The organism is Priestia sp. P5, from assembly GCF_029522155.1.
GTDB lineage: Bacteria > Bacillota > Bacilli > Bacillales > Bacillaceae_H > Priestia > Priestia megaterium_E.
In genome coordinates, this window is sequence record NZ_JAKWFJ010000003.1 from 37224 (window position 1) to 58444 (window position 21221).

Here is a 21221-nt window from a genome sequence, read left to right on the forward strand (position 1 = left end):
TATTTACAAGCTTTTAAATTTTCAATTACTTTCCTGTATACCCAGTTTTATATTTGACCAAAACGTGTGGTTATGTTAATGATTACAAATACTGTTCTTTAAGTTGAGAAAGTTTCTCAAACATTCCAGCGTGTTTTAATGATATTTTATAATTTACTATGCTATCATAAAGTAGAATATGCATTGGCACAGAACAATCTAGAGGTGATTATAAATGAAAGAAGATAAACAAGTATATGATATTACCATCATCGGAGGCGGCCCTACAGGCTTATTTACAGCATTTTATGGCGGTATGCGTCAAGCGAGCGTAAAAATTATTGAAAGCTTACCACAGCTTGGTGGACAGCTTTCTGCTTTATATCCTGAAAAATATATTTATGACGTAGCTGGTTTTCCAAAAGTACGGGCTCAAGAATTAGTCAATAACCTAAAAGAGCAGATGGATCAATTTAAACCTGCAGTTGCGCTAGAGCAAGCCGTAGAAAAGGTAGAAAAACAAGCGGACGGTGTATTTCGATTAACTACTAATTCTGAAGTCCACTATTCAAAAACAATTATTATTACGGCTGGAAACGGTGCATTTAAGCCCCGTAAAATCGAGCTAGAAAACGCAGAACAGTTCGATCAAACGAACCTTCATTATTTTGTGGATGATATGAATAAATTCAAAGGCCGCAAAGTACTAGTATGCGGGGGCGGGGATTCTGCTGTAGACTGGTCTCTTATGTTAGAGCCGATCGCAGAAAAAGTAACGTTAACGCATCGCCGAGACAAGTTCCGCGCTCATGAACACAGCGTAGAAAACTTGCATAATTCATCAGTTGATATTAAAACGCCTTATGTACCGGTTGAATTTATTGGAGATGACCGTATTACACAAGTTGTGTTAGAAAACACAAAAGGTGAAGAAAAGACAGTAGTAGACGTAGATGATGTTATTGTAAACTTTGGATTTGTTTCTTCTCTAGGTCCAATTAAAGAATGGGACTTAGATTTAGAGAAAAATGCAATTGTTGTTAACTCAAAGCAAGAAACAAACATTCCTGGCATCTATGCAGCAGGTGATGTCTGCACATATGATGGAAAAGTAAAACTCATCGTGGCAGGATTTGGCGAAGGTCCGACTGCTGTTAATAACGCTAAAGCATACATTGATCCAAAGGCTCGCTTACAGCCTATGCACAGTACGTCAATGTTCTCATAAAAAAAGCAGGCTCTCGCCTGCTTTTTTTCATTGCTGGATTGGTGTAACCATTCGATGAATGATTTCACTCATCATTTCCGCATCACTGCTTATTAAACAGATTTCATAAAAGGAATGGTTTCCTTCTTGACTAGTTACGCTCATCCTGTAGGCCTTCAAACCTTCGAGCTTGCTTAAATATTTTACTACCTCTGATTGACCGGCAATACGTTCAATCAGCAGAATATGCTCTCCTTCAACTGCTCCGTAGCTTTCAGCCAGAGAGGCGTTAGCATTTTCATAATAGCGAATGTAAGGTTCAGAATGGTTAAGAGGCGCAGAGGACGAGTTTTGATAACAGGCTTCACCTGAGGAAAAAGGCAAATGTTGAACAAATAAATGCGATTCACTGAAGTGAATACTTTTTGCATCCTTAGACTCCATTTTCCTACTTTCAAGTTTTAACCAGTTTATAAACCCCTTCCATAGAATAGGCAGGGTGTTTTTTTTGCGAAAACTTCCGTAACCTCCTACTTGTTCCGCGTCGTAACGAGTCGCATCTATCAAATCCGTTCATCTCCTCTTTTTTATTGAGTATAAAAAAGACTGATTATTCAGTCAACATGTTTGGCAGATGATGTAACATACAAAAATTTCTCACTAAAAAAGCTTTCTTCACCAGATGAGGTGAAGAAAGCTTCTTTATAAAAATATATTTAGCACTCTTCAGGAGCACCTGCGTTGCTTGCTGTACGGAAAGAAGAGCCGCAGCCGCATGCTGCAATGGCGTTTGGGTTATCAATTGTAAACCCTCCGCCTAGCATAGATTGCTTGTAATCAATTTTTACATCTTTTAAAATTGGAGCACTTTCGCTATCTACAAGAATCTTAATGCCATGTTGTTCAAACAGCGTATCGTTTTCATTTACTTCGTGAGCAAAACCCATACCGTAAGAAAGACCTGAACAGCCTCCTCCATTTACATTAACACGTAAATAAGCATTTTCTTCTTCATGTTCTTTCATCATATCTTTTATTTGAAAGCTTGCAGCTTCTGTAATTGTTAGGATATCTTGACTCATTTTTAAACAGACCTCCTTTTTTGTTTAGTATACGACGAAATGGCTGTGACGACAAATCGTCTGCTTCTTCATTTTTTAATAATAATACGTGCCGTCACAAATCACATTGGCTGGACCTGTCATTAATACATTGCCTTTATTTTGCCAAACAATCGTTAAATCTCCTCCAGCGAGGTGTACGACAGTATGAGCATCTTTTTTCGTCTTCTCATTTAACACAGACGAAACAACAGCAGCGCATGCTCCTGTCCCACATGCTTGAGTGATACCCGAACCTCTTTCCCATACACGAAAGTTCAGCTCTCTTTCGTTCACTACCTCGACAAATTCAACGTTCACTCCTTCTGGAAAACGCGAATCTTTTTCAACCACGGGTCCTAATGTAGTAAGAGGCGCTTGTTCAATATCATTTACGTAAAAGACGACGTGAGGATTTCCCATTGATACAGCCGTCCCTTTTAACCGTTCTTTTCCAAATTCCATCTCTTCATTAACGACCTGGTCTTGGCTTGCTCCCGTCATTGGAATTTGTTCTCTAGCTAAAATAGGCGCTCCCATATCGATTGTTACTTCTGGAACTTCATTGCCTTGCGGATGCACCGTTGCTTCTACAACTCCAGAAAGCGTTTCGATAAAAAATCTTTCGCTTGTTACTAAATTATGTTCATATGCATATTTAGCTACACATCTTAAACCGTTTCCGCAGTTTTTTGCTTCCGAGCCGTCATTATTAAATACGCGCATTTTTACATCTGCACGTTCAGATGGACAAATAAGAATCATTCCATCCGATCCAATTCCCGTATAAACATTTGAGACTTTTACAGCAAGCGGTGCTAACTCTTGCTCTTCTATATGTTCTTCAAACATATTTACGTAGATATAGTTGTTGCCAAGTGCATGCATTTTTGTAAACTGAAATTTTTTCATATTATCACCCATTATTTTTTTATGTAGCTCTAGTATAAAGTGATTCTCTTTTGTACACAATAATATCATCCCCCGTTTTTTTAGCTCCTTAATCATAAAGATTAAGGGGTTTTTTATTTTGTCCTCCTTTGGAGTATTAAAAAACAAAAGAAGCATTATGATTGTAAAGAGGATGGTTAAAGCGCAGATATTTGCGCAAAAACGCATAAAAAAGCACGGCAAGACAGCCGTGCTTACATCATCTATTCTATTAGCCTCATGTCCCTCTTCTGATAAAAAGAGATACGACAGCGGGGATAGTTTAAAACATTGGGTTTTCTTCTAAATGAATGTAAATATTATCTACTAACTGTTCAGGTGTTTCCGCTGTAACAATCTCTCCGTTTACCAAGGCAAATAAAGATTGTGAACATTTCCCGCAATAACCTAAACATCCGTATTCAATAATATCTAGATTTGGATCTTTTTCAAGCTTTTCTAAAGCTGTTTGAGAACCACTGGCTAAATTGCTAACGCAAAATTCAATAATTGGCTGTATCACGTTTTTCACCTCTCTACTATTAGTTTATCCTATCTCCTTTCATTTTCAACGTCAACTTTGGAAATTCACGTTCATTTTGCGCACGCTTCTTAACTTCACAGACTTTTCAACAAAACGTATAAAGAAAGCTTTATTACAGGGATAGCTTGAAATTATGTTGAAACATATTGTGGTTTTTTATTAATTTAGTTATACTTTTATGTATAGAAAACCAAACGAGGTTATATTAAATTATTATTTAAGTAAAATATGTTATCTTATATAGCCTTTCATATCTTTTTGGCAACCATCCTTATTAACGGTAATTTGTACTCTCCTATTCTTAAAAGCAAGAATAATAGAGAGAAAACAAAAATGCATGAAGCTAAAGGGGAAATTCACATGAAGAACCTTGTCATACTGGGCGGCGGATACGGTGGTATGCGCGTTCTGCAGCGCCTTTTTCCGAATCAATTGCCTAACGATGTAGAAGTAACGCTTATTGACAAAGCACCTTATCACTCACTAAAAACTGAATTCTATGCTCTTGCAGCTGGAACAATCTCTGATCAGCATGTTCGTGTTGCTTTTCCTGAACACCCTCGCTTAAAAATTCGCTATGGCTGTGTAAAACGCATAGACCTGAAAGAAAAATGCGTCTATGTAGATGATCAAATGATCGCTTACGATGACCTGATTGTAGGACTTGGATGCGAAGATAAATATCATGGAGTTCCTGGAGCTCTTGAGCATACATACAGCATTCAATCCATTGATGCTTCACGAGCAACTTATCAGACATTAAACAACTTGCCAGCCCACGCTACTGTTTCAATTGTAGGAGCGGGATTAAGCGGAGTAGAACTAGCGAGCGAGCTAAGAGAAAGCCGCCCGGATTTAAAAATCATCTTATTTGACCGCGGTAAATTAATTTTGTCTGCTTTCCCAGAACGTTTAAGTAATTACGTTCAAACTTGGTTTACTTCAAACGGTGTTGAAATCGTAAATAGTGCTAATATTACAAAAGTAGAACCGAACATTCTTTATAATCATGATGAGCCCATTCAAAGCGATGCAATCGTGTGGACAGCAGGTATCCAGCCAAATAAAGTGGTACGCGATTTAGACGTAGAAAAAGACCCTCAAGGACGCGTGGTATTGACGAAATACCATAACTTGCCTGACGACGAAAATGTCTACATTTTAGGTGACTGCGCAAGTCTACCGCATGCACCAAGCGCTCAGCTGGCAGAAGGTCAGGCTGAACAAATCGTGCAAGTACTTCTCCATCGCTGGAAAGGCGAAGCGCTTCCGGATGAATTACCAACTATTAAATTAAAAGGCATACTTGGTTCATTAGGCAAGAAGCATGGATTTGGCTTAGTTGCCGAACGTCCAATTACAGGACGGGTAGCTCGATTATTAAAATCAGGTATTCTTTGGATGTATAAACACCATAGTGGATAAAATAAAAGCCGTTAGATGACTGACAATCTAACGGCTTTTTTCATTATGATGCGCAGAAACCATACTTCTCCATTTCCTCAAATACGCGCTTTAATTTCGGGTTGCCTTCCCCAACAATTTCTCCGTTAATGACCACTACAGGATAGAATAAATCTTCTTCAATCACACGCTTGGCAAAAGCTGCTTTCTTCGGATCGGCAGGCGGCTCGTTTATATCTACATACGTGATAGCAAACGGCTGATTCGGATATTTACGAGAAATAGCTGCCTCTAGCCAATCATAGGTGTCTTTTGAAGACGGCAGGTTAACGCAGCTTGCACAAACAATTTCAGCTCCATAAATACACACTTCTACCTCAGTTGATTGCATAGCACATCCCCCTTGAATCTTTACATATAAACTGTACGATTATTCACACTTTTACTTCATTATGAATACTATTTTACACAAAACTGATTCATTGCACATCTTTTTCTTTTAAGGTAACATTACGATGTATACTCCGATAGATTTTTCATGAAAGACCGTTTATAATAAGAGTAGAAGAAAGGAGTCGATAGTTATGTCAGAAATGCACGAGCAAGTTCAAGAAGTATTAGAAAAACTTCGTCCGTTTTTACTTCGCGACGGTGGAGACTGTGAGCTAGTAGACGTAGAGGATGGTATTGTAAAATTACGTCTTTTAGGCGCTTGCGGAAGCTGCCCAAGTTCAACAATTACGCTAAAAGCTGGTATCGAACGTGCCCTTTTAGAAGAAGTACCTGGTGTAGTTGAAGTAGAACAAGTATTCTAATCTCTTTGATTTTATTATAAAAGCAACCTCCCATTGTATTGGGGCTTGCGAATGAAAAATCCTCATTCAAATGAATGAGGATTTTTTTATTAACTCGTTGTGACTTCAGCTTCTACAAATACACCTTTGCGATCAATTTGTAAAACATCTATTTCGCAGTTCGGCAGTAAAGCATACATATGTTCAGCAATCGCTTTTCCTTTTCCTTTTGGCGCTAAACATAATACACTCGGACCGGCTCCGCTTAGTGACACACCGTATGCGCCGAGAGCTTTTGCTTCTTTTCGCACAAGAGAAAGCTCTGGCACGAGTCTCATACGATAAGGTTCGTGATATAAATCTTTCTCCATAAATTCGCCTACCAGAGGTAAATCTTTATTTAACAGAGCTGCTACTAGCATATTGCCGATCGCTCCTGCTTCTACTGCATGACGATAATTAATATCGGAAGGCAGCACATCACGAGCATCCGTTGTTTTTAACTCATATTCTGGAATAGCCATCACGATATCAACATCAAATTCAGGTATTTGAGCAATGTACGTTTCATCTTCATGATGGTAACCAACAACGATGCCGCCGTAAATAGACGGGCTGACGTTATCGGGATGTCCTTCCATTAAGCTGCTGATGCGAAGCTTTTCTCTTTTTGATAAACGCAAGTCACACAGTACATTGGCCAGCTCGATTCCAGCTACGATAGCCGATGCGCTGCTTCCAAGTCCCCTTGCTAATGGAATGTTGCTCCAAACATTGACCTTCGCACTTGGAAGATCAATGTTAAATTGACGAGCCACGTCTTGTGCCACTTCATACATTAAGTTATCTGTACCTGTAGGAATACTTTGCACTTCTTTCGTTTCAGGGATAAAAATCCATTCCTCATGACGCTCTACTGTTAATCTTAAGTAGCGAGACAAAGCCACTCCAATGGAATCAAATCCCGGCCCTAAGTTAGCAGAGCTAGCTGGGACCGTAATGACAAAACGCTCATTTTCTAGCATGAAGCAACGACACCTTGGATATAATCAAATACCTTTTCTTCATCATTTGGTAAAACCACTGGCTTTACATTATGAGCATCGATTGCTACGTTTGGATCTTTTAATCCGTTACCTGTTAGTACAGCTACAACCGTTGAACCTTTTGCAATTTTACCAGAAGCTACATCTTTAAACACACCAGCTATTGAAGCGCAAGAACCCGGCTCTGCAAATACACCTTCTTTGCGTGCAATTGTACGATATGCTTCTAAGATTTGTTCATCTGTTACTTCATCAATTTTTCCGTTTGATTCTTTTGCTGCGTTTACAGCATAATCCCAGCTTGCTGGATTTCCGATTCGAATAGCCGTTGCAATTGTTTCTGGATTTTCGATAACTTGATTACGCACGATCGCCGCTGCACCTTCTGCTTCAAACCCGTGCATGTGAGGAAGAGACGTTTGGTGACGCTCACTGTATTCTTTGAAGCCTTTCCAGTAAGCTGTAATATTTCCTGCATTCCCCACTGGGATAGCTAAAACATCAGGCGCTTTTCCAAGCTGTTCACAAATCTCGAAAGAAGCTGTTTTTTGCCCTTCAATACGGTATGGGTTTACAGAGTTCACAAGTGCAACCGGTGATGTTTCACTTAGCTTACGAACCATAGAAAGCGCTTGGTCAAAGTTTCCTTCAATTGCTACAATTTCTGCACCATACATAACTGCTTGAGCTAATTTTCCCATCGCAATTTTTCCATTTGGAATAACAACGATACAGCGCATGCCAGCGCGTGATGCATAAGCTGCTGCAGCTGCGGATGTGTTACCTGTAGATGCACAAATAACCGTATTGCTTCCTTCTTCTTTCGCTTTTGCTACAGCCATTACCATTCCGCGGTCTTTAAATGACCCCGTTGGATTTAACCCTTCTACTTTCACATGTAAATCAATGCCTAGCTCTTTTGATAAATGAGCAAGATGAATTAAAGGCGTATTTCCTTCATGTAGTGTAAGCATAGGTGTGTTCTCTGTTACAGGTAAAAACTCTTTATATTCAGCTAATAGACCTTTCCACATCATACTGTGCCAACTCCCTCTACGCGGTAACTGCTTTTTACATTTTCTACAATTGGTAAATCCCGAAGCTGCTGAAGGATTTCCTCATAATCTTTTTGAGATGTTTTGTGTGTAACAACAACAATCTCAGCTAATTCGCTTCCTTTCACAGGAAGTTGAATAATTTTTTCGAAACTCACGCCACGCTCTGAAAATAGTGTTGTTAATTTTGCAAATGCTCCAACTTGATCTTTAACATGAATACGTAAGAAATGCTTCGAGAACATTTCATCTTCTGCTTTTAACTGTTTTGGATACTGAGGTGTTACCGCACTTTTACCATTCACACCTAAACGCATGTTTTTCATAACGCCTACTAAATCTGACACGACAGCAGTGGCAGTTGGCAGGCTTCCTGCCCCCGGTCCATAAAACATCGTTTCTCCAACAGCTTCTCCGTATACATATACAGCATTGTACTCATCGCTTACTGAAGCAAGAGGATGTGTGTCTGCTAAAAGAGTTGGCTGAACACTAACTTCTACATTGTCGCCGTCACGATGTGCATATCCAATCAGTTTCATCGTATAGCCTAATTGTTTACTATATTGCAAGTCTTCTTCGGTTACTTCTGTAATACCTTGAACACGAACATCGTCCAAGTCAATTTTCATTGAAAATCCTAGTGTAGCCAAGATTGCCATTTTGCGAGCAGCGTCTAAACCACCTACGTCAGAAGTTGGATCCGCTTCAGCATATCCTAAATCCTGCGCTTCTTTTAACACTTCATCATAAGCGCTTCCTTCTTTTGTCATTTTCGTTAAAATGAAGTTTGTTGTACCATTTACAATTCCCATCATTTTGGTAATACGATCCGATGCTAATCCATCTGCTAATCCACGAAGAATTGGAATACCGCCTGCTACACTTGCTTCATAAAATAAATCACAGTTATTTTCAGAAGCTACTGTTAACAATTCTGAGCCGTAAACTGCCATTAAATCTTTGTTTGCCGTTACAACATGCTTTTTATTACGAAGGGCTGTTAAGATATAATCTCTTGTTTCTTCAACGCCACCCATTACTTCAATGACAACGTCAATCTCCGCGTTATGTAAAACGTCTTCAACATTCGTTGTTAATTTATCTTCACTGATTTCTACGTCACGTTTCTTATCAATATCTTTAACTACTACTTTTTTAACTTCTACAGGACACCCGACTTGATGACTTAATTTATCCTGATGATTTTCAATAATTTTGACTACTCCGCTTCCTACCGTTCCTAACCCTAATAATCCTACTGAAATACTTTTTGTCATATTCCTCACCTCTGTGTTCTTTCTACGTATACATTTGTTCTCTTATAGAGGACATTATAGACCTTATTTTTCTTTTTTACAAGGTTTACTTGCCATCTTTTCTCATAAACTCGCTAAAAAAATTTGTATATAAAGATAAATGTAAATTTTTAAAATATTTCATTTTATTATCATAACATGGCTCCCACTGTTTTTTAATAAAAAAAAGACAATTTCACCGAAATGAAATTGCCTTTTTCTGTTATGATTTTTTCGCAAACGCTTCTTTATTTACAATTGTAATAGGAGACTCGTTTGTAAGTACTGCTTTAATATTTTTAACACATAAAGAAATCATTTCCGTGCGCGTTTCGATACTCGCACTGCCGATATGAGGAAGAGCTACAACATTAGGCAATTGAAGAAGAGGGTGAGAAGCAGAAATAGGCTCTTGATCGAATACATCCAAGCCAGCTCCAGCAATTTCACCGGATTGAATCGCATGTAACAATGCTTGCTCATCAACCACTGCTCCTCTTGAAGCATTAATAAAAATCGCAGTTTTTTTCATCTGTTCAAATGCTGAAGCATTAAATAAATGTTTGGTTTCGTCCGTTAACGGTGTCAAACAAACAACAAAATCAGATCGTTCAAGCAGCTCATTTAACTCACAGTAAACTGCATCGAGTTTTTTTTCTGCTTGAAGGTTGCGGCTTCGATTGTGGTACAAGATTTCCATATCAAAACCTGTAGCACGTTTCGCAAGCGTCTCTCCAATTTTCCCCATTCCAACAATACCTAATGTTTTATGATGAACATCTCTGCCCGCTAACAAAAATGGACTCCAGCTTTTCCACTGATTTTCTTTCACATATTCAGCAGCTTCTACTAAACGTCTAGCTACACTCATTAATAAACCAAACGTTAAATCTGCTGTTGTATCAGATAAAACATCGGGCGTATTAGAAACGATAACTCCTCGTTCAGTTGCCGCTTCTACGTCAATATTATCGAATCCGACCGCCAAGTTAGCTACAAGCTTTAAATGAGGAGCTTGCGTAAGCAATTCACTGTCAATACGATCTGAAAGCATTGTTAATAGAGCATGTGCGCGCTTAGCTTTTTCACAAAGCAGCTCATGAGGGACTGCCTCATCTTCTTTATCCCACATTTCCACATTCGCTACTGCCTTTAAAGGTTCGATTAATTCATTCGGTATTTTTCTCGTAATAAATACAAACGGCTTGTCCATATGTACGCCACCTCTTTATCCTTTTTAAACTGCATGCACAAAAACAAAATAGAAAAACGGGTTTGGATTATCCAACACCTATTTTTCTATTTTATCATATTCTATAGTAATCGCTTTTTAATGAATCCATGTTAATTCAGGAATGTGATAACGAGACGTTGAAATACCCACCGACTGGTAAAAGCGCTTCAGAAAAGCTTCGTAGTGAGAAGAGTGAGCCAATACTCCTTCAAGCTTCTCATAATACTTTTGTTTTTGCCGCTCATCTTGTACACTGTAGTACCCTTCAATGACCTCAAAATAATGAACGGGAAAAAGAAGTCTAGCATATAACAGTCTCCATGAAAAAGAAGAAAGTGGATTTACCTTTTCGTATTCACTTAAAAACTGATGCATGTGCCTTTCATCGACAGCGTATGTTAATAAATATTGTTCCCTTATATATTCAGCTATATCTCTGCTAGGATGGTCGAAGACCCAGTCTGCTGGGAGCTTGTAAACGTAGTCTTCCCCCCATGTTTTTTGCCCGAACCGATGGTGACAAATCGTCGCAGCGTCAACTGAACGAGGCAAATCGTCAATTTCCGTGTCTACTAGGTATTGAATAGCATTTTCCGTTAATCCTAGGTAATAAGGAAAAGTTTCTAAAAAACGTTTTTCCATCTCTTGATTAGGTAAAGCACGTAATCTTCCATACCAAAATTGCTCCATCTGGTCGAGACGCTTCTCCCACATGGACTTCCATTGCCCTAGCCGGTTTGCTTTTTCCACTTCATAAGGAAACAGCCTCCCTTTTTGATGAAAAACAGCTAGCTCATGCCCAGGTGAAAAATTGGGGTTTTTCTCTTCCGCAAGACAGCGGCAAATGATAAATTTTTCAGTTTCAGTTTCTGTAATCATTTCACCATTCAAATTAGGCATAAATGTTGCCACATGGCGATCACCTTGGCCCATCAGAAATTGACTCATTTGATATAGTTCATTTAACTCGTCTTGCTCCATTTGCTTTACATTAATGATTGTATATAAAATATCTCGATACTGAAAACCTTCAAATTTACCAACGGGCATAAATTCATTTGGACGTAATCCGTAATGCTCATAAATGGTTTGTATCATTTTAATCCCTCTCTTCATTCATTCAAGAAATTATATGATGGAAAACAACATTACTTGTCATAATATTTACGGAGGAATGAATAGATTAGAAATACACCATTTATAGTTATTTACTCCGGGTTAGTAGTATGAAACAACTTTAGACTTAAAAATATATAGAAAACAGGTGATGATACTTGGAGAAAAAACATAAACAAAGTGAGTTAGAAAAAAAAGCAAGAGAATGGTTAATAGAACGCGGCGTGGCTCTTACAGACATTGCTGAACTGGTCTATTACTTGCAAAAAAAGTATCACCCAAACTTAACAATCGAAGACTGTTTATATAACGTTGAACGCGTCATTTCTAAACGAGAAGTTCAAAATGCTATTTTAACGGGTATTCAACTAGATGTCCTCACGGAAAAAAAAGTGATTGAGCCGCCTCTGTTAGATATTCTTGAAAAAGACGAAGGTTTATACGGTATCGACGAGATTTTAGCATTATCGATTGTAAATGTGTACGGATCAATCGGCTTTACCAATTACGGGTATATTGATAAACAAAAACCAGGTATTCTAGAACGATTAAACGATAAATCGACTGGAGAGTGCCACACTTTCTTAGATGATTTAGTAGGCGCAATTGCCGCCGCTGCTTCTAGCCGGTTAGCGCATCGGGCTGCCAGTCAAGAATAGGTTTTAAAAACAAAAAAAGCTGTCAATTGACAGCTTTTTAAATTCGCTCCATCCACTCTTTTAGTGAATCTACCGTATAAGTTGGCTTTTTCTCATATCCTTCTAGTAACTCTCTTGTAGTTACTCCTGTATGGACTAATAATGTATCTAATCCTGCATTCATCCCTGCTAAAATATCTGTATCATAGTAATCACCAATCATGATTGTTTCTTCTTTTGGCGTACCGATGACTTCAAGGGCTTGCTCCATAATAATACTTTCTGGTTTGCCAATAAATACTGGATTTGTTTGAGTAGAAACCGTAATAACGGACGTGATAGATCCATTACCAGGCAGTAAGCCTCTTTCAGTAGGAATCGCAATATCTCCGTTCGTTGAAACAAAAAAGGCACCGTTTCGAACGTTTAAACATGCTTTTGCTAATTTTTCATATGTAATTTCCTGATCCAAACCAACAACTACGAAATCCGTATCTTCCTCTTCAATGGTAAATCCTTTTTCAAGCAACGCATGTCGGATTCCTTCTCCACCAATTACATAAGCTGAAGCATTTGCTTTGCGTTCGTGTAAATAATTAGCTGTTGCCTGGCTCGTTGTAAAAACTTGCTCTTCTGTTGCAGGAATGCCAAATGCCTCTAGCTTTTCAGCTACTTTATCGGGCGTTTTTGTTGAGTTGTTTGTTACAAATAAATAAGGAATTCCTTTTTCCTTTAATTTAATAACAAAATCACGCGCCTCGGCAATTAGCTCTGTTCCTTTGTACATTGTTCCATCTAAATCAATCAAATATCCTTTATATTCCTTCATGTTGTGTGATCTCCTTTCAAGTCTCATACTTGAAATCATAGCTTATTTTTTATACAACTACAAATTGCTTGCCTTTAGTTACGAAAAGCAGACACAGGTCCTAACTCTGTCTCTAGATATGTCCTTACGCGCTCTGAAAATGCTGCCAGTACGTCTTTATGCTGCATCACTTTTTGATAAATATCCTGATGATTAACATCCACATATTCTTGAACAAGGCTTTTACGCAATTGAACGATCTCTTTTAATGGCGTTTCTTCCTCTTTTTTAACCACTTTCTCATCAACTAAAATGTCAATGATATCATCGTAACTGCCTGGGTCTCTCATAATAAACCCATCAATCATTGCATTTCCTACATCTAAAACGTTTTCAATTAAAAGGTGTACAATTCTCTCTAATGCCTTTTTCTCTATTTCTGTGTTCCAGCTCCCATGCTCAGCAAACAAACGAACGTGCTCATCAAAAAAAACAAGCGTAGCTTCTATTTTTTCACGATCTACAAAGTACATATTATTTCCTCCCTAGTTGTCAGCTCTCTATAAATCTTTTTTCATAAACAAACGGGGCTCCTGTTCTATTTTATCATGACCCATTATCCATTTGATAAATTCATTTTTGTTTTTGACCTTATTTGATATGATACAAATACAACCTATGAAAGGAGTATACCTATGAGCGAACGCTTTTATCTATATGACGATGTTGTATCTACAAAGACCCGGTTTGTCAGCTTTATGGGCGAAAATCAACGATTTGATTTAGCTATTATCCAAACCGACCGTTATTATGGCAAACAAGTTGTTCTTGATATTCAAGGAGGACGCTTTGCCATCATTGGACAAGATGACCTTGAAGAACCAAACTATCTTGAAGAAGTATTTAAATTAAACAGTGAAGACGGTCAGGAACTTCGCGAATTTTTATATGAAATCATCTAAAAAAAAAGGCAGCGTGAAGGACAATTAGTGTCTTCGGCTTGCCTTTTTTTACTTATGGACTTTTTTTAAGACAAAATACGCACAGCCAAAATTACAATACTCATGTAAATAGTCTTGAAGCGTACTAATCTTCGTATCATACGTTGCCTTTTGATTTCGGTCATCAAAAAAGCCTCGCAGTCGAAGCTGATTGTATCCCCAATCTCCCACAATATAGTCATAGCGGCTCAGCACGTCAATAAAGCGACCTCTAAACGCCTCTTCATTAAATGCCTCGCGCTCATCTTTTAATACTTCATAACAAATATTATTGATACAGACCATTGCTCACACCTCTTCTCTTAAAATTTACCATACCATAATTATGATGATGAAACCATCAATTAACATGAAATTTTTCACGTATAAGCAGCACTCTAATCCTGTAGGAGTTTTATCGGTATACCTACTGATCTTTTATGCTCCACATGAAGGTTCGCCGGTTTACCTGGCGTACGATATTTAACTACAGGAGGTGGAAATGGTGAAGAAATCTATTCTTGGAATCGCTTTGATAACAAGTGTTTTAACCATTGGCTGTCAAAATAAAAACACAGCTGAAAATGAAAATTTATCACCAAACAACCCAGATGCCATTAATGTAAACGAGCCTAATCATTATTATAATCCAAATAATAATAGCGGCACAAATTATGGATATGTCCGATACACTAAAAACACAAATGAACAAAATTCCAATATGAACCAAGTAGGAACATTTAATCGAGAGGAAGCAGCCGACAATATTAGTAAACTGAGCACCGCTATCCCAAATATTAAGCAAGCCGCTACGCTAGTGACGGATAAAGATGTGCTTGTTGCTTATAAAACAGATGCTAAAAATAGGAATAACGCAGCCGATCAGGTAAAACGTACAGCTATGTCTGTAGTCCCTCGTTATTATCATGTATACGTCTCAGATAATCCGAAACAGATGGACCAAATCGAAAATATCAGTGAAATGAATACACAAACGAATGAGGCTAGAAAACGAATCGATGCCGTTATTCAACAAATGCTAAAATCTCCCCAAGGGCGTAAAATGAACGGCGGAGAAGATGCAAATGGAAGAGAGAAAAACGAATTGAATGAACCGATGACAGACAAAGATATGGTGGAATAAACAAAAAAGGTGATGAGCATATCATCACCTTTTTTACCTTATTTGCTTTCTTGTGCTTTGTTTTTTGCCGCAGCGTTAACTTGCTCATCTGCATGGTAAGAAGAACGTACAAGAGGACCTGCTTCAACATGGCTGAATCCTTTTGACAATGCAATTTCTTTTAGCTCTTCAAATTCATTTGGATGGTAATATTTTTGAACTTTTATGTGCTTTTTAGTTGGCTGTAGATATTGGCCTAGCGTCATAATATCTACATTATTCGCACGCAAATCATCCATCGTTTCAATAATTTCTTCTTTTGTTTCTCCTAGACCAAGCATGATACTTGATTTCGTAGGGATATCTGGCTGCATTTCTTTTGCACGGCGAAGGAACTCAAGAGAACGCTCATATTTAGCACGAGCACGAACACGAGGCGTAAGGCTGCGTACTGTTTCAATATTATGATTTAAAATATCAGGACGTGCGTCCATTACAATACGTAAGTTCTCTTCCACACCACCCATATCAGAAGGCAATACTTCAATTGTTGTGAATGGATTTTTACGACGAATCGCACGAATTGTTTCAGCTAATACGCTTGCTCCTCCGTCTTTTAAATCATCGCGAGCTACTACTGTAATAACCGCATGTTTTAAGTTCATTAGCTGAACGGAATCCGCTACGCGTTCTGGCTCTTCTAAATCTAATTCTGTTGGTAAACCTGTCTTAACCGCGCAAAAACGACAGGCACGTGTACATACTTCTCCTAAAATCATAAAAGTTGCCGTACGACGAACAGCCCAACACTCATGAATATTCGGACATCTTGCTTCTTCACAAACTGTATGAAGGTTTTTCTCACGCATCATTTTCTTTAAGCCTGTGTAATTTTCGTTTGTGTTTAGCTTAATCTTCAGCCACTCGGGTTTGCGGACATGCTCTTCTTTTGTTGCCATATTATCAACTCCACCAATCTAGAAAATGTCTATAACCTATATGCTTAATTTTAACTACATATTAAAAACATAACTATATGTCACTTTATCATAAAAAAGTGAGATTCGACAAGTTGTCTGCTCTTTATTTTCCTCAGTTTTCTTCTATTTTCCACTCAAATGTGTGCGTTTTCATCCTCCGTATAATTTCCATTTATCTTCTGAATAAAATTCTTTAAAAAAGTTTTGACGCGATTTCCATTAATTAATATTTATGAAATCTTTTTTCTCGCTGCAAACTAGTGTTACACACTATTTTTAGAAAGGGGGAAACACGATGCGCAAAACGATTATCTTACTTTTTATGTTCATGTCTATATTCACAGGATGGCAACACGTAACAGCTGAATCATCAGCAGATCAAGAAAAAATACTTATTCAAAAAAGATTAGAGCTGTATAAACAAATGGAAGCCGCTACTACGATTCCCTGGTACTACTTTGCTGGGATTGACCAGTATGAACGAAATATTCGACGCTCTCATAAAGATATTCCAAGAGAAAAAGGTGGAATCGCCATTTATTATCCTCCAGAAAAATGGTCAGGTTCTTTAAATCCAAATTTGGAAGATACAAACCCACTTACTATTTCTCTCCTCGGGGGAATGGGTAAAGATGGGAACGGAGACAAAAAAGCAGACCAATTTAATGATGAAGATATGCTTTTTACAATGGCAGATTATATTCGGACGTTCGGGGTGTCCGAAGACTATATTAAAATTGCGCTTTGGAACTATTATCACCGGGCTAAAGCGGTTGATATTATTTTAGGGAATGCTAAAATTTTTCGCCATTACGGTCGCATTGATTTAAAAGGTTCTTCATTTCCTGTGCCTCTCCGTGCGAACTACAGTTACCGCAGTACATGGGGAGATGCGCGCGGCTGGGGTGGCAAACGAATTCATGAAGGAACAGACATTTTTGCAGATTATGGAGTTCCAGTAAAATCCCCTTGCTATGGCATTATTGAGCTTAAAGGATGGAATAAATATGGAGGCTGGCGAATCGGTATTCGTGACCTTCATAATAACTATCACTATTTAGCTCATTTAAGCGGATTTGCAAAAAATTTAAAAGTAGGACAAATTGTAGAACCAGGAACACTCATTGGCGGAGTAGGAAGTTCCGGTTATGGACCTCCTGGAACTTCTGGGAAATTCCCTCCTCACTTGCACTATGGAATGTATAAAGATAACGGCAAAAATGAGTGGTCGTTTGACCCATATCCTCAGTTAAGAACTTGGGAACGAAATGATCGTTTAGAACTAAAGAAAAAATAAAAAAACAGGAAGCTGATGCTTCCTGTTTTTTTATCCTGATGCTTTAAGTTAATATCATATTGTTAATTTTTCTTCGGAAGTTCAATTGCCGGAGAAGATGAATTTCCACCGTTAAAATAATCAGGAACATTTCCAGGGATAACAGTTCCTCCTACAGGAATTGTAGCCGTAACGGTTGTTTTTCTCGTTGCAAATGGGATAATGATTTGCATGTTTACTTTTACTTTGATAGATACTTCAAGAAACGCATTATTTATTCCATACTCCTCGATTTTTCGCACTACGTCTGTTTGAACGTCACCAATAGCATGAAATTTAACCGGAATCAGCGGACCTAGATTTCCAAGCAGCGCATTATTAGTTGCTTGCCCAAGAGGAACTTGGTAGACAATTCCTTGATTCCGCAGCTTTTCATTTTTTTCAATACGAATATCTGTTGGAAGTTCAAGTGCATCTAAATTCCCTTTCTCTGCCTCTTTTAAATTAGCTTGAACAAATGACGTAGTCTGAGCTCTAACCCGATTTACAAGTGCTGTGTCAATTTTGGCTACTTGACCGTTAGGTGTAGATTCCACTTTAATAACATCTACGTCCAGTTGATCAAGTACCTGTTTATTCACCGCTTTATTAATAACTAAAGTTGCAATCTCTTTTGTTTGTGCTTCAGCATATTTCATTAACGTCGGTTCAATCCCTCTATTAATTAGCCATAATCCTACCCCTGTGGAAAGCATAAAAAAAAGAAAGGTGAGCAACAGAACGTAGCGAAAAGGAAGCGGGCCTTTTCTTGTTAATTTCCGACGAAGTTTAACCAAAAAAAATCCCTCCTTACAAGCTATATGTATGCATGTATAAGGAGGTTCACGCTTCTTTTAAAAAGTTTTATCTTAAATTTTCCACTATATTAAAGCATTTTCAATAAAGCATCTTTGCCAATTGTGCCTTTAAAAATCCCTCTTTTTTCAGCTTCAAGCGTTACAGATTCAAGGGGCGCTTCAAGAAGCTGCTCAATTGTACGTACACCTACAGCTCTTCCAGCTATTATTTGACGATCAGCTAATTTATCATTTAATAGACCTACGTCTAGTGCTCCGCACATAATGTACCCTTTATCTGATGAAATTGTTAACAGAGTTGTTTTTGGCAGCAATACGGTAACTGCATTAAACGTATGACCTTCAATTACGATAGGCGCTAAGGTAATCATAGTAGCTCACTCCTTTCTTAATCAATTTATGATTTTGAAAGAAAAAAGTGAGGTTTTACATATACTTTTCTACCTATTTGACGTTTAGAGTAATCCTCATACATTTTATAGAACTCGGTGCTAAAATTCGTTAAAAAAATCTAGTTGCTTAGGAGCTAAATTCTCATATTCAATATTTAATAAATTCATGAGCTGTTTGGCATTATGTACAGCATCTCCGCCGGAGTTATTATTAAATAACAGGTAAATGTCCTTCGTTTGTTTTTGCAGCTTTTCAAGCCGTTCTTTCCACTCTAGGAGCTCTTTTTCATTGTAACGATACAAAAACCTTACCGCTCGCCAATTGCCTTCTGCGGGCTTGTTCCAACCATGTACGTTTCGTCCATGAAAACGTATGAGTGTTTTCTGTTTATCTGTAGCATGAATCACAATGGGAATAGATCCTTCTCCTGCCTGCGGTTCATCACAAATACCGTGAATCCACTTCTCTTGTTCCATAAACGTTAGCGTTTTATCGTAGAAAAACGGCTTAAACCAGGACTGATTTCGAAACTCAAGGGCTACTGGCAAATCGCCAAACTTCTCACGGCTATATCTCAAATAGGCTACATTTTCTTTTGTACAGTCAAACCAGGGCGGCATTTGAAATAAAATCATACCAAGTTTATTCGATGTTACGTACGGCTTCACTGATTCTAAAAACGCATGAAACATTTCTTCTTTGCTATCAAACGGATTTCCTTCTCTCATATGCCCTGTCATACCTTGATAGGCTTTTACCACAAAACGAAAAGATTCCGGTGTATCGTTCACCCATTTTTCTACATTTGATGTTGGTTGAATTGCATAAAAAGATGAATCGACTTCAACAATTGGAAAATGGCCTGCATATACGGCAAGCTTGTCTCTTGATGAAACCCCCGCTTCATATAATGAATCATGATCTCCCCAGCCTGTAACTCCAATATAAATCATGCCACTCCTCCTCTATGTTCTTAACTTCGCTTTTCTTTATTTTAATACAAACGATACAAAAAAACTCGTTTGCATAAACAGCAAACGAGTTTTGATCTATTATTAACCGATTGAACCTTCCATTTCAAATTTGATTAGACGGTTCATTTCTACTGCATATTCCATTGGAAGCTCTTTTGTAAATGGCTCAATAAAGCCCATTACAATCATTTCTGTTGCTTCTTCTTCAGAAATACCGCGGCTCATCAGATAGAATAATTGTTCTTCAGATACTTTCGATACCTTCGCTTCATGCTCAAGTGAGATGTTATCGTTTAAAATCTCATTGTACGGAATTGTATCAGAAGTTGATTGATTATCCATAATCAGCGTATCACACTCAATGTTCGCACGTGCACCTTCTGCTTTACGGCCGAAGTGTACGATACCGCGGTATGTTACTTTACCGCCTTGTTTTGAAATTGATTTTGATACGATCGTTGAAGATGTGTTCGGTGCTAAGTGAATCATTTTTGCACCAGCATCTTGGTGCTGTCCTTTACCAGCAAGGGCAATAGATAATGTCATACCACGTGCACCTTCACCTTTTAAGATAACAGCTGGATATTTCATTGTTAACTTAGAACCGATGTTTCCATCAATCCATTCCATTGTTGCGTTTGCTTCACAAACCGCGCGTTTTGTTACAAGGTTGTATACGTTGTTCGCCCAGTTTTGAATTGTTGTATAGCGGCAATACGCATCTTTTTTGATGATGATTTCTACAACGGCACTGTGAAGAGAGTTTGTTGTATAAACAGGTGCTGTACAGCCCTCTACATAGTGAACGTGTGAGCCTTCATCAGCAATAATTAACGTACGCTCAAACTGTCCCATATTTTCAGAGTTAATACGGAAATAAGCTTGTAATGGTGTATCTACTTTTATGCCTTTTGGTACGTAAATGAATGATCCACCAGACCAAACCGCCGAGTTAAGTGCAGAGAATTTGTTATCCGTCGGCGGGATAACTTTTCCAAAATGCTCACGGAAAATATCTTCGTTTTCTTTTAGCGCCGTATCCGTATCTTTAAATACGATACCTTGTGCTTCAAGATCTTCTTTCATATTGTGATAAACAACTTCAGATTCGTACTGAGCTGATACACCCGCAAGATACTTTTGCTCTGCTTCAGGAATACCTAGTTTATCAAACGTTTGTTTAATTTCTTCAGGAACTTCATCCCAAGAGCGTTCAGACTTCTCAGATGGTTTTACGTAGTACGTAATTTCATCAAAGTCTAAGCTTGCCATGTCTCCGCCCCACTGTGGCATTGGCATGTTGTAGAAGTGCTCTAGAGATTTCAAACGGAAGTCAAGCATCCATTGTGGTTCCTCTTTCATACGAGAAATTTCTTCTACGATTTCTTTCGTTAAACCGCGTTTTGAGCGGAAAATTGATACGTCTTTATCGGAAAATCCATATTTATAATCGCCGATTTCTGGCATTTTTTTAGCCATCTTTTA

Annotated in this window: 25 protein-coding genes; 7 read left to right on the forward strand and 18 right to left on the reverse strand. The window is 38.1% G+C overall.

From position 1 onward, the window contains the following. The first annotated feature begins 214 nt into the window (after positions 1-214). Positions 215-1207 carry an NAD(P)/FAD-dependent oxidoreductase gene (locus MMB69_RS21735; RefSeq protein WP_277448437.1) on the forward strand — a complete coding sequence of 331 codons (993 nt, stop codon included), beginning with the start codon at positions 215-217 and terminating at the stop codon, positions 1205-1207. A gap of 27 nt (positions 1208-1234) precedes the next feature. On the opposite strand, the gene MMB69_RS21740 is transcribed toward MMB69_RS21735, so the two are convergent. The 4 genes from MMB69_RS21740 to MMB69_RS21755 all read right to left on the reverse strand — a co-directional run bounded on the left by MMB69_RS21740 (position 1235) and on the right by MMB69_RS21755 (position 3739). Further along, positions 1235-1753, reverse strand: a complete 519-nt coding sequence (locus tag MMB69_RS21740) for a hypothetical protein (protein WP_013059619.1) — start codon at positions 1751-1753, stop codon at positions 1235-1237. A 149-nt stretch (positions 1754-1902) separates the two neighbouring features. Continuing rightward, a complete protein-coding gene (locus MMB69_RS21745; protein WP_013059620.1) occupies positions 1903-2268 on the reverse strand; it encodes a HesB/IscA family protein in 366 nt (121 codons plus the stop codon). A 75-nt stretch (positions 2269-2343) separates the two neighbouring features. Then, positions 2344-3198: a diaminopimelate epimerase gene (dapF, locus tag MMB69_RS21750; RefSeq protein ID WP_277448438.1), complete on the reverse strand. Its 855-nt coding sequence runs from the start codon at positions 3196-3198 to the stop codon at positions 2344-2346. 301 nt (positions 3199-3499) lie between these two features. After that, a complete protein-coding gene (locus tag MMB69_RS21755; RefSeq protein WP_013059622.1) occupies positions 3500-3739 on the reverse strand; it encodes a YuzB family protein in 240 nt (79 codons plus the stop codon). Positions 3740-4120: 381 nt separating this feature from the next. Here MMB69_RS21755 and MMB69_RS21760 point away from each other — a divergent pair, with 381 nt between their 5' ends. Next, positions 4121-5185, forward strand: coding sequence for an NAD(P)/FAD-dependent oxidoreductase (locus MMB69_RS21760; protein WP_013085326.1), 1065 nt, complete (start codon positions 4121-4123; stop codon positions 5183-5185). A 43-nt stretch (positions 5186-5228) separates the two neighbouring features. Here MMB69_RS21760 and MMB69_RS21765 read toward each other — a convergent pair whose 3' ends face one another. Beyond that, on the reverse strand, positions 5229-5555 hold the full coding sequence (locus MMB69_RS21765; RefSeq protein ID WP_098600767.1) for a YuzD family protein: 327 nt from the start codon (positions 5553-5555) through the stop codon (positions 5229-5231). Positions 5556-5748: 193 nt separating this feature from the next. Here MMB69_RS21765 and MMB69_RS21770 point away from each other — a divergent pair, with 193 nt between their 5' ends. Beyond that, positions 5749-5979 (forward strand): NifU family protein, encoded by a 231-nt coding sequence (locus MMB69_RS21770; protein WP_013059625.1) that lies wholly within the window; start codon positions 5749-5751, stop codon positions 5977-5979. A gap of 89 nt (positions 5980-6068) precedes the next feature. Here MMB69_RS21770 and thrB read toward each other — a convergent pair whose 3' ends face one another. The 5 genes from thrB to yutH all read right to left on the reverse strand — a co-directional run bounded on the left by thrB (position 6069) and on the right by yutH (position 11689). Beyond that, positions 6069-6983, reverse strand: a complete 915-nt coding sequence (thrB, locus tag MMB69_RS21775) for a homoserine kinase (protein ID WP_221785796.1) — start codon at positions 6981-6983, stop codon at positions 6069-6071. Next, positions 6977-8038 carry a threonine synthase gene (gene thrC / locus MMB69_RS21780; RefSeq protein WP_221785929.1) on the reverse strand — a complete coding sequence of 354 codons (1062 nt, stop codon included), beginning with the start codon at positions 8036-8038 and terminating at the stop codon, positions 6977-6979. The genes thrB and thrC overlap by 7 nt, the downstream gene beginning before the upstream one ends. Continuing rightward, positions 8038-9339 (reverse strand): homoserine dehydrogenase, encoded by a 1302-nt coding sequence (locus MMB69_RS21785; RefSeq protein WP_013059628.1) that lies wholly within the window; start codon positions 9337-9339, stop codon positions 8038-8040. Before MMB69_RS21785 ends, thrC begins: the two co-directional genes overlap by 1 nt. 241 nt (positions 9340-9580) lie before the next feature. Further along, the gene (locus tag MMB69_RS21790; protein WP_221785797.1) at positions 9581-10570 is read right to left on the reverse strand and encodes a 2-hydroxyacid dehydrogenase; all 990 of its coding nucleotides are present in this window, start codon (positions 10568-10570) and stop codon (positions 9581-9583) included. A 117-nt stretch (positions 10571-10687) separates the two neighbouring features. After that, positions 10688-11689 (reverse strand): spore coat putative kinase YutH, encoded by a 1002-nt coding sequence (yutH, locus tag MMB69_RS21795; protein ID WP_013059630.1) that lies wholly within the window; start codon positions 11687-11689, stop codon positions 10688-10690. Between the two features lie 176 nt (positions 11690-11865). Here yutH and MMB69_RS21800 point away from each other — a divergent pair, with 176 nt between their 5' ends. Next, positions 11866-12366 (forward strand): phosphatidylglycerophosphatase A family protein, encoded by a 501-nt coding sequence (locus MMB69_RS21800; protein WP_221785798.1) that lies wholly within the window; start codon positions 11866-11868, stop codon positions 12364-12366. A 37-nt stretch (positions 12367-12403) separates the two neighbouring features. Here the strand turns inward: MMB69_RS21800 and MMB69_RS21805 are convergent, their stop codons facing one another. Both MMB69_RS21805 and MMB69_RS21810 read right to left on the reverse strand, forming a co-directional pair. Then, positions 12404-13174: a TIGR01457 family HAD-type hydrolase gene (locus MMB69_RS21805; RefSeq protein ID WP_013059632.1), complete on the reverse strand. Its 771-nt coding sequence runs from the start codon at positions 13172-13174 to the stop codon at positions 12404-12406. A 74-nt stretch (positions 13175-13248) separates the two neighbouring features. Beyond that, complete coding sequence (locus MMB69_RS21810) at positions 13249-13686, reverse strand: DUF86 domain-containing protein (RefSeq protein ID WP_014457896.1); 438 nt, start codon at positions 13684-13686, stop codon at positions 13249-13251. Between the two features lie 162 nt (positions 13687-13848). Between MMB69_RS21810 and MMB69_RS21815 the strand changes: the two genes are divergently transcribed. Continuing rightward, a complete protein-coding gene (locus MMB69_RS21815; RefSeq protein WP_013059634.1) occupies positions 13849-14115 on the forward strand; it encodes a DUF3055 domain-containing protein in 267 nt (88 codons plus the stop codon). A gap of 48 nt (positions 14116-14163) precedes the next feature. Here the strand turns inward: MMB69_RS21815 and MMB69_RS21820 are convergent, their stop codons facing one another. Beyond that, positions 14164-14439 carry a YutD family protein gene (locus MMB69_RS21820; protein WP_013059635.1) on the reverse strand — a complete coding sequence of 92 codons (276 nt, stop codon included), beginning with the start codon at positions 14437-14439 and terminating at the stop codon, positions 14164-14166. A 196-nt stretch (positions 14440-14635) separates the two neighbouring features. Here MMB69_RS21820 and MMB69_RS21825 point away from each other — a divergent pair, with 196 nt between their 5' ends. After that, on the forward strand, positions 14636-15277 hold the full coding sequence (locus MMB69_RS21825) for a YhcN/YlaJ family sporulation lipoprotein (protein WP_277448439.1): 642 nt from the start codon (positions 14636-14638) through the stop codon (positions 15275-15277). 38 nt (positions 15278-15315) lie between these two features. Here MMB69_RS21825 and lipA read toward each other — a convergent pair whose 3' ends face one another. Next, complete coding sequence (lipA, locus tag MMB69_RS21830) at positions 15316-16215, reverse strand: lipoyl synthase (protein ID WP_013059637.1); 900 nt, start codon at positions 16213-16215, stop codon at positions 15316-15318. Positions 16216-16531: 316 nt separating this feature from the next. Between lipA and MMB69_RS21835 the strand changes: the two genes are divergently transcribed. Further along, positions 16532-17533 (forward strand): M23 family metallopeptidase, encoded by a 1002-nt coding sequence (locus tag MMB69_RS21835; RefSeq protein WP_277448440.1) that lies wholly within the window; start codon positions 16532-16534, stop codon positions 17531-17533. Between the two features lie 62 nt (positions 17534-17595). Here MMB69_RS21835 and yunB read toward each other — a convergent pair whose 3' ends face one another. From yunB to sufB, 4 genes are all read right to left on the reverse strand, one after another. Next, the gene (yunB, locus tag MMB69_RS21840; RefSeq protein ID WP_013059640.1) at positions 17596-18348 is read right to left on the reverse strand and encodes a sporulation protein YunB; all 753 of its coding nucleotides are present in this window, start codon (positions 18346-18348) and stop codon (positions 17596-17598) included. A gap of 89 nt (positions 18349-18437) precedes the next feature. Continuing rightward, the gene (locus MMB69_RS21845) at positions 18438-18740 is read right to left on the reverse strand and encodes a YunC family protein (protein ID WP_013059641.1); all 303 of its coding nucleotides are present in this window, start codon (positions 18738-18740) and stop codon (positions 18438-18440) included. Between the two features lie 120 nt (positions 18741-18860). Next, on the reverse strand, positions 18861-19715 hold the full coding sequence (locus MMB69_RS21850) for a DUF72 domain-containing protein (protein ID WP_277448441.1): 855 nt from the start codon (positions 19713-19715) through the stop codon (positions 18861-18863). 102 nt (positions 19716-19817) lie between these two features. Beyond that, the gene (gene sufB, locus MMB69_RS21855; protein ID WP_016765826.1) at positions 19818-21215 is read right to left on the reverse strand and encodes a Fe-S cluster assembly protein SufB; all 1398 of its coding nucleotides are present in this window, start codon (positions 21213-21215) and stop codon (positions 19818-19820) included. Positions 21216-21221 lie beyond the last annotated feature (6 nt).

Bases quoted from the DNA above. Each gene is read 5' to 3' on its own strand.
- lipA (WP_013059637.1), bottom strand. From the start codon at position 16,215: ATGGCAACAAAAGAAGAGCATGTCCGCAAACCCGAGTGGCTGAAGATT.
- MMB69_RS21825 (WP_277448439.1), top strand. From the start codon at position 14,636: ATGGTGAAGAAATCTATTCTTGGAATCGCTTTGATAACAAGTGTTTTA.
- MMB69_RS21790 (WP_221785797.1), bottom strand. From the start codon at position 10,570: ATGGACAAGCCGTTTGTATTTATTACGAGAAAAATACCGAATGAATTA.
- MMB69_RS21810 (WP_014457896.1), bottom strand. From the start codon at position 13,686: ATGTACTTTGTAGATCGTGAAAAAATAGAAGCTACGCTTGTTTTTTTT.
- MMB69_RS21820 (WP_013059635.1), bottom strand. From the start codon at position 14,439: ATGGTCTGTATCAATAATATTTGTTATGAAGTATTAAAAGATGAGCGC.
- yutH (WP_013059630.1), bottom strand. From the start codon at position 11,689: ATGATACAAACCATTTATGAGCATTACGGATTACGTCCAAATGAATTT.
- sufB (WP_016765826.1), bottom strand. From the start codon at position 21,215: ATGGCTAAAAAAATGCCAGAAATCGGCGATTATAAATATGGATTTTCC.
- MMB69_RS21760 (WP_013085326.1), top strand. From the start codon at position 4,121: ATGAAGAACCTTGTCATACTGGGCGGCGGATACGGTGGTATGCGCGTT.
- MMB69_RS21735 (WP_277448437.1), top strand. From the start codon at position 215: ATGAAAGAAGATAAACAAGTATATGATATTACCATCATCGGAGGCGGC.
- MMB69_RS21845 (WP_013059641.1), bottom strand. From the start codon at position 18,740: ATGATTACCTTAGCGCCTATCGTAATTGAAGGTCATACGTTTAATGCA.
- MMB69_RS21770 (WP_013059625.1), top strand. From the start codon at position 5,749: ATGTCAGAAATGCACGAGCAAGTTCAAGAAGTATTAGAAAAACTTCGT.
- MMB69_RS21850 (WP_277448441.1), bottom strand. From the start codon at position 19,715: ATGATTTATATTGGAGTTACAGGCTGGGGAGATCATGATTCATTATAT.
- thrC (WP_221785929.1), bottom strand. From the start codon at position 8,038: ATGTGGAAAGGTCTATTAGCTGAATATAAAGAGTTTTTACCTGTAACA.
- MMB69_RS21805 (WP_013059632.1), bottom strand. From the start codon at position 13,174: ATGAAGGAATATAAAGGATATTTGATTGATTTAGATGGAACAATGTAC.
- MMB69_RS21785 (WP_013059628.1), bottom strand. From the start codon at position 9,339: ATGACAAAAAGTATTTCAGTAGGATTATTAGGGTTAGGAACGGTAGGA.
- MMB69_RS21765 (WP_098600767.1), bottom strand. From the start codon at position 5,555: ATGCAATCAACTGAGGTAGAAGTGTGTATTTATGGAGCTGAAATTGTT.
- thrB (WP_221785796.1), bottom strand. From the start codon at position 6,983: ATGCTAGAAAATGAGCGTTTTGTCATTACGGTCCCAGCTAGCTCTGCT.
- MMB69_RS21815 (WP_013059634.1), top strand. From the start codon at position 13,849: ATGAGCGAACGCTTTTATCTATATGACGATGTTGTATCTACAAAGACC.
- dapF (WP_277448438.1), bottom strand. From the start codon at position 3,198: ATGAAAAAATTTCAGTTTACAAAAATGCATGCACTTGGCAACAACTAT.
- MMB69_RS21745 (WP_013059620.1), bottom strand. From the start codon at position 2,268: ATGAGTCAAGATATCCTAACAATTACAGAAGCTGCAAGCTTTCAAATA.
- MMB69_RS21835 (WP_277448440.1), top strand. From the start codon at position 16,532: ATGCGCAAAACGATTATCTTACTTTTTATGTTCATGTCTATATTCACA.